Annotated in this window: 16 protein-coding genes; 8 read left to right on the top strand and 8 right to left on the bottom strand. The window is 61.0% G+C overall.

Going from position 1 to position 15,256, the window contains the following annotated elements:
- From AC5DC2_RS08635 to AC5DC2_RS08615, 5 genes are all read right to left on the bottom strand, one after another.
- On the bottom strand, window positions 1-120 hold a 120-nt coding region (locus AC5DC2_RS08635), incomplete at its 3' end, for an exonuclease domain-containing protein (protein WP_491698205.1).
- A 9-nt stretch (window positions 121-129) separates the two neighbouring features.
- Window positions 130-741, bottom strand: a complete 612-nt coding sequence (gene coaE, locus AC5DC2_RS08630) for a dephospho-CoA kinase (protein WP_491698204.1) — start codon at window positions 739-741, stop codon at window positions 130-132.
- A complete protein-coding gene (locus AC5DC2_RS08625) occupies window positions 738-1,598 on the bottom strand; it encodes a shikimate dehydrogenase (RefSeq protein ID WP_061449847.1) in 861 nt (286 codons plus the stop codon). The genes coaE and AC5DC2_RS08625 overlap by 4 nt, the downstream gene beginning before the upstream one ends.
- Window positions 1,591-2,196 carry a Maf family nucleotide pyrophosphatase gene (locus tag AC5DC2_RS08620; protein ID WP_491698203.1) on the bottom strand — a complete coding sequence of 202 codons (606 nt, stop codon included), beginning with the start codon at window positions 2,194-2,196 and terminating at the stop codon, window positions 1,591-1,593. Before AC5DC2_RS08620 ends, AC5DC2_RS08625 begins: the two co-directional genes overlap by 8 nt.
- A 30-nt stretch (window positions 2,197-2,226) precedes the next feature.
- Complete coding sequence (locus AC5DC2_RS08615) at window positions 2,227-3,048, bottom strand: pyruvate, water dikinase regulatory protein (protein WP_491698202.1); 822 nt, start codon at window positions 3,046-3,048, stop codon at window positions 2,227-2,229.
- A gap of 410 nt (window positions 3,049-3,458) precedes the next feature.
- Between AC5DC2_RS08615 and hemE the strand changes: the two genes are divergently transcribed.
- From hemE to AC5DC2_RS08575, 8 genes are all read left to right on the top strand, one after another.
- Complete coding sequence (gene hemE / locus AC5DC2_RS08610; RefSeq protein WP_491698201.1) at window positions 3,459-4,484, top strand: uroporphyrinogen decarboxylase; 1,026 nt, start codon at window positions 3,459-3,461, stop codon at window positions 4,482-4,484.
- Between the two features lie 32 nt (window positions 4,485-4,516).
- Window positions 4,517-5,059 carry a protoporphyrinogen oxidase HemJ gene (hemJ, locus tag AC5DC2_RS08605; RefSeq protein ID WP_491698200.1) on the top strand — a complete coding sequence of 181 codons (543 nt, stop codon included), beginning with the start codon at window positions 4,517-4,519 and terminating at the stop codon, window positions 5,057-5,059.
- 197 nt (window positions 5,060-5,256) lie between these two features.
- Complete coding sequence (gene rho / locus AC5DC2_RS08600; protein ID WP_156484752.1) at window positions 5,257-6,522, top strand: transcription termination factor Rho; 1,266 nt, start codon at window positions 5,257-5,259, stop codon at window positions 6,520-6,522.
- Between the two features lie 172 nt (window positions 6,523-6,694).
- Window positions 6,695-8,005 carry a tRNA uridine-5-carboxymethylaminomethyl(34) synthesis GTPase MnmE gene (gene mnmE / locus AC5DC2_RS08595; RefSeq protein ID WP_491698199.1) on the top strand — a complete coding sequence of 437 codons (1,311 nt, stop codon included), beginning with the start codon at window positions 6,695-6,697 and terminating at the stop codon, window positions 8,003-8,005.
- A gap of 108 nt (window positions 8,006-8,113) precedes the next feature.
- A complete protein-coding gene (gene mnmG / locus AC5DC2_RS08590) occupies window positions 8,114-9,976 on the top strand; it encodes a tRNA uridine-5-carboxymethylaminomethyl(34) synthesis enzyme MnmG (RefSeq protein ID WP_491698198.1) in 1,863 nt (620 codons plus the stop codon).
- Window positions 9,977-9,985: 9 nt separating this feature from the next.
- The gene (gene rsmG, locus AC5DC2_RS08585) at window positions 9,986-10,609 is read left to right on the top strand and encodes a 16S rRNA (guanine(527)-N(7))-methyltransferase RsmG (RefSeq protein ID WP_491698197.1); all 624 of its coding nucleotides are present in this window, start codon (window positions 9,986-9,988) and stop codon (window positions 10,607-10,609) included.
- 17 nt (window positions 10,610-10,626) lie between these two features.
- The gene (locus tag AC5DC2_RS08580; protein ID WP_491698196.1) at window positions 10,627-11,418 is read left to right on the top strand and encodes a ParA family protein; all 792 of its coding nucleotides are present in this window, start codon (window positions 10,627-10,629) and stop codon (window positions 11,416-11,418) included.
- Between the two features lie 25 nt (window positions 11,419-11,443).
- Window positions 11,444-12,325 (top strand): ParB/RepB/Spo0J family partition protein, encoded by an 882-nt coding sequence (locus AC5DC2_RS08575; protein ID WP_491698195.1) that lies wholly within the window; start codon window positions 11,444-11,446, stop codon window positions 12,323-12,325.
- A gap of 234 nt (window positions 12,326-12,559) precedes the next feature.
- Here the strand turns inward: AC5DC2_RS08575 and holA are convergent, their stop codons facing one another.
- The 3 genes from holA to AC5DC2_RS08560 all read right to left on the bottom strand — a co-directional run.
- Window positions 12,560-13,600: a DNA polymerase III subunit delta gene (holA, locus tag AC5DC2_RS08570; protein WP_491698194.1), complete on the bottom strand. Its 1,041-nt coding sequence runs from the start codon at window positions 13,598-13,600 to the stop codon at window positions 12,560-12,562.
- 88 nt (window positions 13,601-13,688) lie between these two features.
- Window positions 13,689-14,243 carry a hypothetical protein gene (locus tag AC5DC2_RS08565; RefSeq protein ID WP_491698193.1) on the bottom strand — a complete coding sequence of 185 codons (555 nt, stop codon included), beginning with the start codon at window positions 14,241-14,243 and terminating at the stop codon, window positions 13,689-13,691.
- A partial coding sequence (locus tag AC5DC2_RS08560; RefSeq protein WP_491698192.1) for a class I tRNA ligase family protein occupies window positions 14,236-15,256 on the bottom strand: 1,021 nt, incomplete at its 5' end. The genes AC5DC2_RS08565 and AC5DC2_RS08560, both read right to left, overlap by 8 nt.

Genomic DNA, 15,256 nt, shown 5'->3' with positions numbered 1-15,256 from the left:
GGTCTTTCCGGTCGGGAAATGGTCGATCAGCTCGACGCCGCCGATCTCGATCAGTCGGTCGTCATTCTTGTCCATGCCCGTTGTTTCGGTATCGAAAATGATATCGCGCGTGACCTTCATCACCGCTCCTTAGTCTTTCTGCGCCGCGTCGTCCGCCGCCTTGTTCTTCAGCTCGGCAATGATGTGACCGACCGCCGCCCGCGCCTCGTCAATGCCGTGCCCCGTGTCGACAATATAGTCGGCCCGCGCGCGTTTTTCGCCATCGCCAAGCTGGCGTTTCAGCACTGTTTCGAACTTTTCCACTGTCATATCCGGCCGCGCCAGCACGCGTTCGCGCTGGATCGCCGGATCGCAGGTGACGACGAGCACGTAATCGACGGCGCGCTCGGCCCCGGTCTCGAACAGGAGGGGGATGTCGAGCACGGCGATCGGAGCCTCGTCGGCGCGCGCCTTTTCCAGGAAGCGGTCGCGCTCCTCGCGCACCAGCGGGTGGACGATCGCCTCCAGCTTCTCGAAATTTTCCGGCTTGCCCGCAAGCGCCCTGCTGAGGCGCGCGCGATCGATCACGCCATTTTCGGCAACGCCCGGAAAGGCGGCCTCGACCGGGGCCACGGCCCGGCCGCGATAAAGCGCATGCACCACCTCGTCGGCATTTTGTACCGGTATGCCGGCCTCGGTGAAAAAGCCCGCCGTGGTGGACTTTCCCATGCCGATCGATCCGGTGAGGCCGAGAATGATCATCCGTTCGCCTCAAGATCGGCGATGATTTCATTTCTCAACGCGTCATCGACCTCTGGCTTCCTGCCGAACCATTTTTCAAAACCCGGCACGGCCTGATGTAGAAGCATGCCGAGGCCGTCCGCCGTCCTCAACCCATGCGCCTTCGCCTGTTTCAGGATCGGCGTTTCGAGCGGCACATAGACGATATCGGCTACAATGGCGTTTTCGGAGAGGAGGCCGAAGTCAAAGTCCGGCACGGCGCCGCCCTTCATGCCGAGCGACGTGGTGTTGACGAAAAGGCCGGCGCCTTTCATTACGTCGGCAAGCCGGTCCATGTCATGCGCATCGACGCGGTCGCCAAGCCGCGCGGCCAGTTCGGAGGCCCGCGCAAGCGTGCGGTTGATGATGTGGATGTGGGAAATGCCGCGTTGTTTCAGCGCCATGACGATCGAACGCGCGCTGCCGCCGGCGCCCAGCACCACGGCCTTTTCCGCATAATCCCAGCCGGGATGGGCCGCGTCGAGATTGCCGGTAAAGCCGAGGCCGTCGGTATTGGCGGCATGAACGCGTCCGTTTTCGACCCACAACGTGTTGGCCGCGCCCAGAAGCGTGGCATTTTCATCGGCCTCGTCGGCAAGCTCGAAAGCGGCCATCTTGTGGGGGATGGTGACATTGCAGCCGACGAAACCGGCTTCGCCGGAGCGCAGACGATCGATGAAGCCCGCGATTTCCCCCGGGGCCACGTCTTCGCGCACATAATCCCCGGAAATCCCGTATTTCCTCAGCCAATAGCCGTGAACCAGCGGCGAGCGGGACTGGGAAACGGGATGGCCGATGACGCAGGCCCGCCGCAGATGGGTTTCACGTGAATCAGTCATGCAATGCTCCGAGTTTGCGCAGGGCCGCCAGCAACTGAAGCATCGGCATGCCCAATATCGTGAAGAAATCGCCGTCGATCCGCTCGAACAGTCGCACGCCCGGGCCTTCCAGCTGGTAAACGCCCGAGGAAAACAGCACTTCGTCGGAAAGGCGCGCCAGATAGCGGTCGATCTCCGCCTCGTCGAGCGAGCGCATGTGCAAGGCCGCCGTCTCGCAGGCCTCGAACAGGATCTCGCCGTCACGGGCAATCGCGAAGGCGCTCATCAGGTAATGCGTCTTGCCGGAGAGACGCTTCAGGTGCTTGCGCGCTTCCTCCCGGTTTTCCGGCTTGGAATAGGGACAACCCTCGAACGCCATCACCTGATCACCGCCGATGACGAAAGTGCCTCGCGCGCGGCCCGCGACGTCGAGCGCCTTTGCCCGCGACAAAAGGCCGGCGAGAAATTCCGGCGTCGCGCCGGTCTTCAGAAAGGGTGCTTCCGTTGCCCGTTCATCCACATGCGGGCGCATGCTGGAAAAGGCAATCCTCGCGTTGGCGAGCAGCGCCCGCCTTGAAGGACTGGTGGAGGCCAGGATGATCGCTTCATTCTTCGGCATCGGCGCTTTCCTCTCGCAGCTCCGGCGTGACTATTTCAGCTCGTATTTCAAGGCAAGAATGGCCGCCGCCGTCTCCTCGATCGAGCGGCGCGAGACATCGATGATCGGCCAGTTGTTCTGGGCGGCAAGGCTGCGGGCATATTTCAGCTCCTCGGCAATCACCGCGCGATCGGTATATTCGCTCTTGCCCTCGTCCGCGCCGCTGCCGAACTCGCGGAACTCGCGCACCTGGGAAATTCGTCCCGGCGAGGCGATCAGGCAGACGATCTGCGGCCTCTTCGCCCGGTAGAGGCTTTCGGGCAGTTTCATTCCCGGCACGATCGGAATATTGGCCGCCTTCACGCCGCGATTGGCGAGATAGACGCTCGTCGGCGTCTTCGACGTGCGGGAGATGCCGAGAATGACCACATCGGCCTCGTCATAGGTCTCCGGCATCTGCCCGTCATCGTGATCCATGGCGTAGTTCAGCGCTTCGATCCGGGCGAAATAGTCCTCGTCCAGGCTGTGCTGGGCGCCGGAGCGCCTCCGCGAAGCCGTGCCGAGATAGGACTGGAACACCCTGGCGACCGGATCGAGAACGTTGACGCAGGGCAGGTTCATGTCCCGGCACATTTCTTCCAGAAGCGCCCCCAGTTCCTCATTGACCACCGTGTAGAGAACGATGCCCGGCGCCTCGTCGATCGCCCTGAGCACGGCGAGCACCTGCTTGCGGCTGCGCACCAGCGGATAGACATGTTCGATCGGCTCATAGCCGCCGAACTGGGCGGAGACTGCGCGGCCCGTGGAAATCAGCGTCTCGCCCGTCGAATCGGAGATCAGATGGAGGTGAAAGAAGTTTTTGCGGTTTTCCACGATGTCCTTCGCCTCCTGTTCATAACGCTGGACAAAACGGGGCGAATGCGAAGCGCCGGTTTTGGCCTGTGGGTTGTCTTGCGATTTATCCACATATCCTTTTTCGTTGAATAGGTTCAAACGCCGCTGTTGAAAACGGGGAAAAGAATGGCTTTCGCGGCAAAATTCCAGTGGTTTTGCACAGGTCGCCGACCGCCATCGCAACAGGCCAAGGATTTGAATCCATGAAATATTCCATGCGCATCCCCACAATTGCCATCAAGGCGGTATTTTAATCCCGCTGAAGACGGCCGAATGCGTGGAAAAGACTCATAATCCCGGAAAACCCTTTAATCCTTGATCCTCACAGACTCTAAGAAATAAAAGGAATCCAGACATAAACAGATTCATTATTTACAAGGGCTGGGGATATGGCAGAACGGACGCTGGAACGCGTGCTTGAAGGCGAAACCGTCAACCCGCCGCCGATCTGGCTGATGCGACAGGCAGGCCGCTACCTTCCCGAATACCGGGCCTTGAGGGAGAAGGCCGGCGGTTTCCTCAACCTCTGTTACAATCCCGAATTTGCAACGGAAGTGACGCTGCAGCCTATCCGGCGTTACGGTTTTGATGCTGCCATTCTGTTTTCCGACATTCTGGTGATCCCGGACGCCCTGAAATGCGGCGTTCGCTTTGAAAAGGGCGAGGGACCGCGTCTTGACCCGATCATGGTTGGCGATATCGCCGCACTGGAAACCCGTTACGAAGCTGATACGCTTGATCCGGTCATTGAGGCAGTCGGGCGTATCCGGAAAAACCTGTCCCCTCAGACGAGCCTTCTCGGCTTTTGCGGCGCGCCCTGGACCGTGGCGACCTATATGATCGCGGGGAAGGGGACCAGCGACCAGGCGCCGGCCCGGCTTTTCGCCTATCGGCACAGGACGGAATTCCTGAAGCTTCTCGATCTGATCGCCGATCTTTCCGCCAACTATCTGATCCGGCAATTGAAGGCGGGCGCCGACGCGGTGCAGATTTTCGACAGCTGGGCCGGCGTGCTTGGCGAGGAGGATTTTGCCGATTTTGCCGCGCGTCCCGTCGCCCGTATCGTCAGGACGGTGCGGCAGGCCGTGCCGGGAGCGAAGATCATCGCCTTTGCCAAAGGCGCGGGCGCCAATCTTTCGACCTACCGGCAGAAAACCGATGCCAATGCGATCGGCCTCGACTGGACCGTGCCGCTCGCCATTGCCAAGGAGCTGCAGAAGGATGGACCGGTGCAGGGCAATCTCGATCCACTGTCATTGGTTGCGGGTGGTGATCTGATGAAAGCGCGTGCGACCGCTATTGTTGAAGCCTTGTCGGACGGTCCGATGATCTTCAATCTCGGACATGGGATCACGCCGGAAGTGGATCCGGAAACAGTCGCTACGCTCGTCAAGCTGGTGCGCGGCGAGAAATAAACCTTATAAAACAAATATATGCGGAGGAAATGATGACGGAGCAGGGCGAAACGGGCAAGGTCGCGGGCAGGAAGTCGGCGAGCCGGGCAATGACGGCGCTGCTTCTGTTCCTGTTCGTCTGTCTCGGGCTCTTCGTCTTCCAGCGCGACAGTTTCTATCTCTGGGCGACGGCCATTCACGTGATCGCGGTGATCTCATGGATGGCGGGCATGTTCTACATGCCGCGGCTTTTCGTCTATCACGCCGACAGCGCGCCGGGTTCGGAGAAGTCGGAGACTTTCAAGGTGATGGAATATCGTCTGATGAAGGTGATCATGAACCCGGCCATAATCCTGACCTGGATCTTCGGCCTTTATCTGGCCTGGGACGGCGGATGGTTCTCCGATGGCTGGCTGCATGTAAAGCTTTTCGCCGTCTTCCTGATGTCCGGTGTCCACGGCTATTACAGCAAGGCGATCAAGGATTTTTCCGCCGACAAGCGTTCGACGAGCGCCCGGCACTGGCGTATCGTCAACGAGGCGCCGACCGTGCTGATGATCATTGCCGTGATTATGGTGATCGTTAAACCCTTTTAATCGTTTGATAAATGGTTTGGCGCGTTTTCCGAGGCAAAAACGCGTATTTGCTCTTGTAACGACACGGGCAAATCAGTATCTTCCAGCCGACCCATCCAAAAAGGCTGTGCAATAATACCCCTGCGCCAATCCGAATTGGCACTGCTCCACCAGTGCAACCGGCCTTTCGATCATCACAACAATTCACGGTTTACTTCATGTCTCAAATGAAGCTTCAGGAACTGAAGAGCAAGACACCAACCGACCTCCTGGCCTTTGCCGAATCGCTCGAGGTCGAGGGCGCCAGCACGATGCGCAAGCAGGAGCTGATGTTCGCCATTCTCAAAGTGCTGGCCACGCAGGATGTCGAGATCATCGGCGAGGGCGTCGTCGAGGTTCTTCAGGACGGCTTTGGCTTCCTGCGTTCGGCAAATGCCAATTATCTGCCGGGTCCGGACGACATCTATATCTCTCCCTCCCAGATCCGGCGTTTTGCGCTGAAGACGGGCGATACTGTCGAAGGCCCAATCCGCGGGCCCAAGGAAGGTGAGCGTTATTTCGCCCTTCTGAAGGTCAACACGATCAATTCCGACGATCCGGAGAAAATCCGTCACAAGGTCCATTTCGATAATCTGACGCCGCTTTATCCCGATGAACGGTTCAAGATGGAACTGGAGAACCCGACATCGAAGGATCTCTCGCCGCGCGTCATCGACCTCGTCGCGCCGCTCGGCAAGGGACAGCGCGGACTGATCGTCGCGCCGCCGCGCACGGGCAAGACGGTTCTCTTGCAGAACATCGCCCATTCGATCACGGCCAATCATCCCGAATGCTTCCTGATCGTTCTCTTGATCGACGAGCGTCCGGAAGAGGTGACCGACATGCAGCGCTCGGTGAAGGGCGAGGTCGTGTCGTCGACCTTCGATGAACCAGCCGTACGCCACGTTCAGGTCGCCGAAATGGTGATCGAGAAGGCCAAACGCCTGGTCGAGCATGGCCGCGACGTCGTCATCCTGCTCGATTCCATCACCCGTCTCGGACGCGCCTACAACACCGTCGTACCGTCTTCCGGCAAGGTGCTGACCGGCGGCGTCGATGCCAACGCCCTGCAGCGGCCGAAGCGCTTCTTCGGCGCGGCGCGCAATATCGAGGAGGGCGGTTCGCTGACGATCATCGCCACGGCCCTGATCGACACCGGCAGCCGCATGGACGAGGTAATCTTTGAGGAGTTCAAGGGCACCGGCAACTCGGAAATCGTGCTCGATCGCAAGGTCGCCGACAAGCGCATTTTCCCGGCGATCGATATCCTCAAGTCGGGCACGCGCAAGGAGGACCTGCTTGTCCCGCGTCAGGATCTGCAGAAGGTCTTCGTGCTGCGGCGGATTCTCGCGCCGATGGGCACGACCGACGGCATCGAGTTCCTGATCGACAAGCTGAAGCAGACGAAGAGCAATGCCGAGTTCTTCGAATCGATGAACACCTGAGGAAAGTTGAGGCCGGGACCCGGAAGTGCCAGGGCCTGGCTGGATCTCGGTCGCGGGCAGCGGTGTCGTTGCCAAAGCAACCGATGAACGGTTTCTGAGTGACACCCGAATTCTGATTAAGATATTGAAGTATATAAATAATTTTGAATTCGATCTGTCATAGGCGCGTCTCATGCGATCGACCGACACGATTTTTGCCCTCTCAAGCGGCGCTTTACCCTCGGGCGTTGCGGTGATCCGCCTGTCGGGCGCAACAGCGTTCGATATCTGCGTCGCGGTTGCCGGCCGGGTGCCGCCGGCACGTCAGGCGCGATTGATGACCCTGCGGGATGCGGAAGGCGTTGCCATCGACCAGGCTCTGGTGCTGGCCTTTGCCGGGCCGGCTTCCTTTACCGGCGAGGATTGCGTCGAGTTTCATCTCCACGGCGGCCGCGCCGTGGTGAATGCCATGCTCGCCCGGCTCGCTGCCTTTCCTGGGGCGCGCCATGCGGAGGCCGGCGAATTCACCCGCAGGGCCTTCGAGAACGGCAAGCTCGATCTTGTAGAAGCCGAGGGACTTTCCGATATCATCGTCGCCGAGACGGAAATGCAACGCCGGCTTGCGATGGAACAGGCAAGCGGCAGGCTGTCTGGACTCTATGAGCGTTGGGCCGAGGCGCTGACGCATGCGCGCGCCATGATCGAGGCCGAACTGGATTTCTCCGACGAGGACGACATACCGGGCTCCGTTTCCGCCACCATCTGGCAAAGCGTCGATGGCGTGGCTGCCCAGATCCGAGAGCATCTTGCGGAGCTTCACACGGGAGAGATCATCCGGGACGGCTACCAGGTGGTGATTGCCGGGGCGCCCAATGCGGGAAAGTCGAGCCTTTTGAACGCTCTCGCCAAACGAGATATCGCCATTGTCACCGACATTGCCGGTACCACTCGGGATATTCTCGAGGTTCACCTCGACATCGGCGGTTATGCTGTTCGCCTTTATGACACGGCGGGCCTGCGCGAGACCGAGGACAGGGTTGAAGCCGAGGGCGTGCGGCGCGCCCGCGCCCTGCTGGAGAACGCCGATCTTGTTCTATCGCTTGCCGACATGACGGGCGTTGCCTTGCCTGAGGCCTTTCCGGATCGCGATTGCCTGCTCGTGGGAACCAAGTCCGATCTTGCATCGGGCGGAGGCGGCTTTGATCTGGTGCTCTCGGCCGAGACCGGGGAGGGGATCGATCGGCTGATTACTGCGATCTCTAATCGGCTTTCCGCGCGGGTGGCGGGCTCATCGCTAAGCCTTCCGGTGCGCGCGCGGCAGGCGGACTATCTGCGCTTGGCGCTTGCCGCGCTTGAGGAGGCTGTGGCGGCCCGCGAATTATCGCCGGAACTGCCATCGGAATCCCTGCGTCGTGCCGCCGAGGCTCTGGGTCGGATCACGGGCCGGGTAGATGTCGAAGATCTTCTCGACGTGATCTTTTCGTCCTTCTGTGTTGGCAAGTAGACCGTGTTTCACGTGAAACAATCTTGACTCTCCGGGGGCAAGACGGCACAACCATCGCCAAAACAAGGGTTCCGGCCAGCGGTCGTCGAGCCTGAACGGAGCTTTTTCATGAGCGATCATTTTGATGTCATCGTCATCGGCGGTGGGCATGCGGGATGCGAGGCTGCTTCCGCGGCCGCGCGGAGCGGCGCGCGGACGGCGCTGGTCACCCATAAGCGTGAGACGATCGGCGTGATGTCTTGCAATCCGGCCATTGGCGGGTTGGGGAAGGGGCATCTCGTTCGCGAGATCGATGCGCTTGACGGGTTGATGGGACGCGTCGCCGATGCTGCCGCGATCCAGTATCGGATGCTGAACCGGCGCAAGGGACCGGCCGTCCGCGGACCGCGCAGCCAGGCCGACCGCCGCCTCTACCGGGAGGCAATGCAGGCCGCGCTGGCGGAGATCGACAATCTCAGCATCATCGAAGGCGATGTCTTCGATGTCGAGACCGACAACGACCGCGTTGTCGCCGTCGTGACGGAGGACGGGCGGCGGTATGGCTGCGGAGCCGCCGTGCTGACGACAGGCACGTTCCTGCGCGGGTTGATCCATATCGGCACACGGAAGATCCCGGCTGGCCGGGTCGGCGAAGCGCCCTCGGTCGGGCTGTCGCAAACGCTGGGTCGCCTTGGGCTAGCGCTCGGCCGGCTGAAGACGGGCACGCCGGCGCGACTTGACGGACGGACCATCGATTGGGCCTCGCTCGATCGGCAGAAAGCTGATGAAGACGCCGTTCCGTTTTCTTTCATGACAGCCGGCGTAAAGAACCCGCAGATCGATTGCGGCATCACACGCACGACGCCCGACGTCCACGCGATCATTCGTGACAATATAGGCCTCTCTGCCATGTATTCGGGACAGATTGAGGGCGTGGGGCCACGCTATTGCCCGTCGATTGAAGACAAGATCATGCGCTTCGGCGATCGCGACGGACATCAGATTTTTCTGGAGCCGGAAGGCCTGGATGATCATACCGTCTACCCCAACGGCATTTCGACCTCCTTGCCTGAGGCGGTTCAGCAGGCCTTTATCCACGCGATTCCCGGGCTTGAAAGGGTCTCGATCCTTCAGCCCGGCTATGCGATCGAATATGACCATGTCGACCCACGCGAGTTGAAGGCGTCTCTGGAGCTGAAGAAGATGCCCGGTCTGTTTCTGGCCGGCCAGATCAACGGCACGACCGGTTATGAAGAGGCGGGCGCCCAGGGGTTGGTCGCGGGGTTGAATGCCGCGCGGTTTGCCGGCGACGCGGAGCCCGTGGTTTTCTCGCGGACTGACTCCTATATCGGCGTGATGGTTGATGACCTGACGACGCGCGGCGTTGCGGAGCCTTATCGCATGTTCACTTCGCGCGCCGAGTACCGGCTGACGCTTCGGGCCGACAATGCGGATGAGCGCCTGACGCCGCTTGCGATCTCGCTGGGCATCGCCTCGAACGCAAGGCGTTCGCTGTATGAGGACTATGCCTTGCGTCTGGAGCAGGCGCGGACGGCGCTGAAAGCGCGGTCAGTGACCCCAAATGAGGCCGCAGGTCATGGGCTCAAGCTCAACCAGGATGGCCAGCGCCGTACGGCCTATGATCTTCTTGCCTATCCTGGACAGGATTTCGACGGGTTGATCGCCATCTGGCCGGAGCTTGCCGAGACGGACGAAAAAGTCCGCGGCGCGATAGAGATCGAGGCGGCTTATGCGGTTTATCTCGATCGGCAGGCCGCAGATATTTCCCAGATGCGCAAGGATGAGGGCAGGGTGATCCCCGACGACTTTGACTATGCGGCGTTGCCGGGCCTTTCCAATGAGCTCAAGGGCAAGCTTGCGAAGGCGCGCCCGGCGACGATTGCCCAGGCAAGCCGGATTGACGGGATGACGCCGGCCGCACTTTCCCTGCTGTTGGTGCGGTTGAAGACCGGCCGTGCGGCCGCGGCTTGAAGGTGACTGATGAAACTGAACGGCCGAACCGTTTCACGTGAAACACAACTCCGCCTCGAGGCTTTCGCGGGGCATTTCGAAAAATGGGCGAAGGCCATCAATCTGGTCGCGCCATCAACGCGGCAGCAGTTCTGGGATCGTCATGTCGCCGACAGCGCGCAGGTCTTCCAGCTGTCGCCGGAGCCGAAAACATGGATCGATATCGGTAGCGGCGGTGGATTTCCGGGCCTGATCACGGCAATCCTGCTGGCCGAACAGGGCGAGGGCTGGGTGCATCTCGTCGAGAGCAACAACAAGAAGGCATCCTTTCTGCGCACAGCGATCCGTGAGACCGGCGCGCGCGCCAGCGTGCATGCAATCCGCGCAGAAGCGGCGCCGGCCGAAATCGTGGAGGGGGATGCGATGTCGGCGCGCGCGCTCGCCGATCTTTCGCTGCTTCTGGAATATGCCGCACCCTGGTTTTCGGGTCGGCCTGCTTTCCGCGCGTTTTTCCACAAAGGCCGGGATTTTCGGCGCGAGGTCGACAAAGCGCGTGACCATTGGGACTTCGATCTGGTAAAACATGAAAGCAAGGTTGAACCCGGCTCCGTGATCCTGGAAATATCGCGCCTTGCGTCGTTGTCGGCCTCTTGAAACTGGCGGAATGGTCAATGAATCGTAAAACGCGTGTCATCACGGTCGCCAACCAGAAGGGTGGCGTCGGAAAAACCACCACGGCCATCAATCTGGCGACCGCGCTTGCGGCGATCGGCGAGAAGGTCCTGGTGCTCGATCTTGATCCGCAGGGCAACGCCAGTACCGGCCTCGGTATAGACCGCGATCAGCGGGAGTTTTCGGCCTATGACGTTCTGGTTGGCGACAAGACGATCGTTGAGGCTGCAATCCCCACGGCCGTTCCGAATCTTGATCTGGTGCCGTCGACCCTCGATCTTCTCGGCTTCGAGCTTGAAATCGCGTCCGATCCCCGCAGGGTGTTCAAGCTCCGCGATGCGCTGGCCCAGTCGGATGTGAGCCGTTATCGCTATGTCTTCTGTGATTGCCCGCCTTCCTTCAATCTTCTGACGATGAACGCCATGGGCGCCGCCCAGGCCATTCTCGTGCCGCTGCAGTGCGAATTCTTTGCGCTGGAAGGGTTGAGTCAGCTGCTCGACACCGTGTCGGAAGTGCGCAGCACCATCAATCCGGGACTCGAAATCCAGGGCGTGGTGCTGACCATGTTTGATTCGCGCAACAATCTGGCGCAGCAGGTGGTCTCCGATGTGCGCGAGTATATGGGCGACAAGGTCTACAAAACGCTGATCCCGCGCAATGTCCGCGTTTCCGAGGCACCGTCCTTCGGCAAGCCGGTTATCCTTTATGACCTCAAGTGTCAGGGAAGTCAGGCCTATATTCAGCTGGCCTCGGAAATCATCCAGCGCGAGCGGGCAATGGCGGCGGCCTGAGCGGCAGCATTGGAAGGTGAATAGCATGAGCGAAGAGAACTCCAAACGGCGGCTCGGCCGCGGTCTTGCGGCGCTGATCGGCGACATCGAAAAGGCGGAGCCGAGCGAGCCGGCAACGGTGCAGGTGACGGCGGATCGCCGGATCCCGATCGAGTTCATCGTCCGCAACCCGCGGAACCCACGTCGGCATTTCGAGGAAGAAGATCTTCGCGATCTCGCGGCGTCTGTTCGCCAGCATGGCATTGTTCAGCCGGTGGTCGTTCGCACCATTGGCGAGCAGCGCTTCGAGATTATTGCGGGCGAGCGCCGTTGGCGCGCGGCACAGCTCGCCGGTCTATCCGAAGTCCCGGCGCTCATCCGCGACGTCGATGATCGTACGGCGCTGGAAATTGCCATTGTCGAGAATGTGCAGCGCGCCGATCTCAATCCCCTGGAGGAAGCGAACGGCTACGAATTGCTGATGGCGGAACATGGCTATACGCAGAATGATCTCGGCGAGATCATCGGCAAGAGCCGGAGCCATGTCGCCAACAGCCTGCGTCTGCTGAAGCTGCCCGAAGGCGTTCGCACGATGCTGGCGGAGGGCGCTCTGTCCGCCGGCCATGCTCGCGCCTTGATCTCAACGCCGGATCCGCTGGCGCTGGCGCAGACGGTCGTGCAGAAGGGCCTGTCGGTGCGCGAGGCAGAAAAGCTTGCGCAAAAGGCGATTGATGGCGGCGGTCTCCGCGCCCCGCGCCCCGCCAAGCAGAAGGATGCCGATACGCTGGCGCTGGAACGCTCGCTCTCCGATCGTCTTGGATTGACGATCACCATTGATCACAAGAACGACGGCGGACAGATCAGAATCGCCTACAGTTCGCTCGACCAGCTTGACGACATTTGCCGGCGCCTGGAGCGCAACCCTTGAGATTGTACCATATCAATTTGAATTGATACAATTTTCTCTCGCTTTCTCAAGATGATGCAGAGGATTTTCTGCGTCAGCGGCGTCTTGGCGGTCATTAACAGTGGTCCGCGCATCGGCCTTGTCGCGAAAGAATCTCGCGGTCCCTTGCTGACGCCACGCATCGTGCCTTGCAAGGATCGCCCGCGAACCGAATATCGGCGGCTGGTTTCCGGAAGGCCGAGACGTTCCGCCCGGTCAGCCGCCGCGTCTGTTCGAACGCAGCGTCAGCGCCAGCAGCGTTTGCATCGCGATGCTCTCTTCGAGCGCCGGGTAGCGCCTGGTGTTCAGCACCGCATCCGAGAGCATTCTGAGCGCGCGTTCGGCGGCGTTTCCGTTCCAGGCGGAAAGCGCCTTTTCGAAGATCGGCTTGCGGCGAAAGAAGATCTGGCGGCCGTGGCTTTGCATCACCTGGCTTGCGGCGACGCGTTTGCTCTCCATCTCGGCCCGCATCTGGTCGAGCAGATGGAACTGGCGGATGCAGCCGTTGAGGATCATGAAAATCGGCGTCTTGGACTGTGAGACCTTGGCCATGGCGTGCCTGAGAGCCGCCACGTCGCCGGAAAGCACGGCATCTACGGCATCATCGGCGGAAATTGCGCTGGCATCGCCGATCACGGCCGCGACGTCTTCTTCCGTGATCATCTCCAGGCCGCGGCCGTAAAGCGCCAGCTTTTCAATCTCGTTGCGCGTGGCAAGGCGGTCGCCGCCGATCATTGAGACAAGCAACTGCCGCGCCTGCGGCGTGATTCTCAGCTCCGCCTCGCCGAGCGTCTGATCGATGAGCGCATTGAGGGCGCGGGCGTCATCGGCATAACAGGGAATGGCGGCGATCTGCCGTGCGCTCTCCGCGGCCTTGCGCATGGCCGTTCCCTTGCGCAGATCCCCGGCTTCGATGATCAGATACGCGCTCTCGGGCGGGTTTTCGGAAAGCGTGTTGAGCGCGCTCGTGAGCGCCTTGTCATTGCCTCCCGCGCGCACCCAGACAAGCCGTGACCCGCCGAAAAGCCCGATCGCGTTCACCTCGTCAACGATGCGTCCGGGATCGCCTTCAACATCACCGATGTCGAGTTTCATCACCGAGAACGGGTCGTCGAGCGGTACGCCCGATGTCCTGGCGATCAATCCGGCGCGCTCGCTGACAAGACCACGGTCCGGCCCATAGACAAGGAACAGGCGATAACGCCCGGCGTCCTGTCGCAGAAATTCGTCGAACTTGTAGGACTTGATTTCCGTCATTGTTTCGCCGGTTCAGATCGCTCGCGCTGGGCCACTCGCTCGATCGCTGAGGCCGCGCGGCCATGATAGCGTTTTCGGGCGGGTTCGCCTATTCGGCAGGCGGCTTGGGCAGGTCGAGCGGCGGTTCCTTGTTCAGCGCGATCGCAAGATCGGCATTGATGATCTCGGCCACTTCCCTGGAGGCGCGCTGCTCGGCGTCGCGAATGGCCCTCAGCTTGGCAAATTCCTGCGAGGGAAAATCGAGAAGGGCGGTCGCCCGACGCCGGCCGGTCGCCAGAAGCTTGTTGTCCTCGCGCCGCCTCAGGGCAAAGTCGGCCGTGACGATGGTGCGCCCGGCGCTGGCCGTATCCGAACTGTCGTCCTGCAACAGTTCCGATGTGACGGCGAAGGCGGAAAGATCGACGTCATATCTGGCGTTGATACTCTCGCCGGCGCCGCCGCTCGTCAGGAAGATCAGCTCGTTACGGACATATTGCTCAACCGGCGTCGTCGGCACGGAAAAGGCGAGTTCGTGCATTTTCGCGTTCAGCGCCGTGCCCTCCGCGCCGCCGTAAAGCGGGCGTACCTGGCACGAGGCAAGCATGGAAACGGCGGCAAGGGCGCCAAGCGAAAGGGCGAGCGCTCTCAGGCGTGATCTAGACAACAACATTCACGATCCTCTGCGGCACGACGATGATCTTGCGCGGCTCCTTGCCGTCCAGTGCGCGTATAACGGCCTCAAGCGCCAGCACCGCCGCCTTGATGCTCTCCTGATCGGCATCGCGCGCCACGGTCAGTTCGGCGCGCTTCTTGCCGTTGATCTGGACCGGCAGCATCACCTCATTGTCGGCGGTCAGGGCCTCGTCATGCTTTGGCCAGGCCGCCATGGCGATCATACCCTCCGCGCCGAGCGTCTGCCAGCATTCTTCGGCCAGATGCGGCATCATCGGCGCAAAACAATGGGTCAGGAACAGGCTGGCCTGTTTCAGCGCGCCCTTGAATTCGTCATCGGCCTTGTCGACTTCCGAAAGCGGCTGGGCCAGCACGTTCACAAGTTCATAGATGCGGGCGATGGCCTTGTTGAAGGCAAGTCCGTCAAGATCGGCGGCAACGGCCTTCAGCGTCTTGTGGGCGGCGCGGGAGATTTCCAGCGCCCTGCCGTTCTCGCCCGCCTTAGCGTCAATGCCCGCAAGGGCAGGGGCCGCCTCGGAAATAAGCCGCCAGATGCGCTGCACAAAGCGGAACGTGCCCTGAACGCCGGCCTCGGTCCAGACCACGTCGCGGTCCGGCGGGGAATCCGACAGCACGAAAAAGCGGGCCGTATCGGCCCCATATGTCGCCAGGATATCATCCGGGTCGATGACGTTCTTCTTCGACTTCGACATCTTCTCGATGGCGCCGATGGCAACCTCTTCGCCGGTCTCGGTCAGGATCGCCTTGCGGGTGCCGTCCGTTTCCTCGATCGTCACATCGCTCGGCGATACCCAGCGGCCGGATGTGCCGCTGCCGCCGAGGCGATAGGTTTCGTGCACCACCATGCCCTGGGTGAACAGACCCTTGAACGGCTCGTCATGGTTCACATGGCCGGTGGCTTTCATGGCGCGCGTGAAGAAGCGCGAATAGAGCAGATGCAGGATCGCGTGCTCGATGCCGCCGATATACTGGTCGACCGGCAGC

It is taken from the genome of Martelella sp. (genome assembly GCF_984369615.1).
Note: the sequence above shows the minus strand (reverse complement) of the source record. Positions and strands in the feature narration are given on the sequence as shown.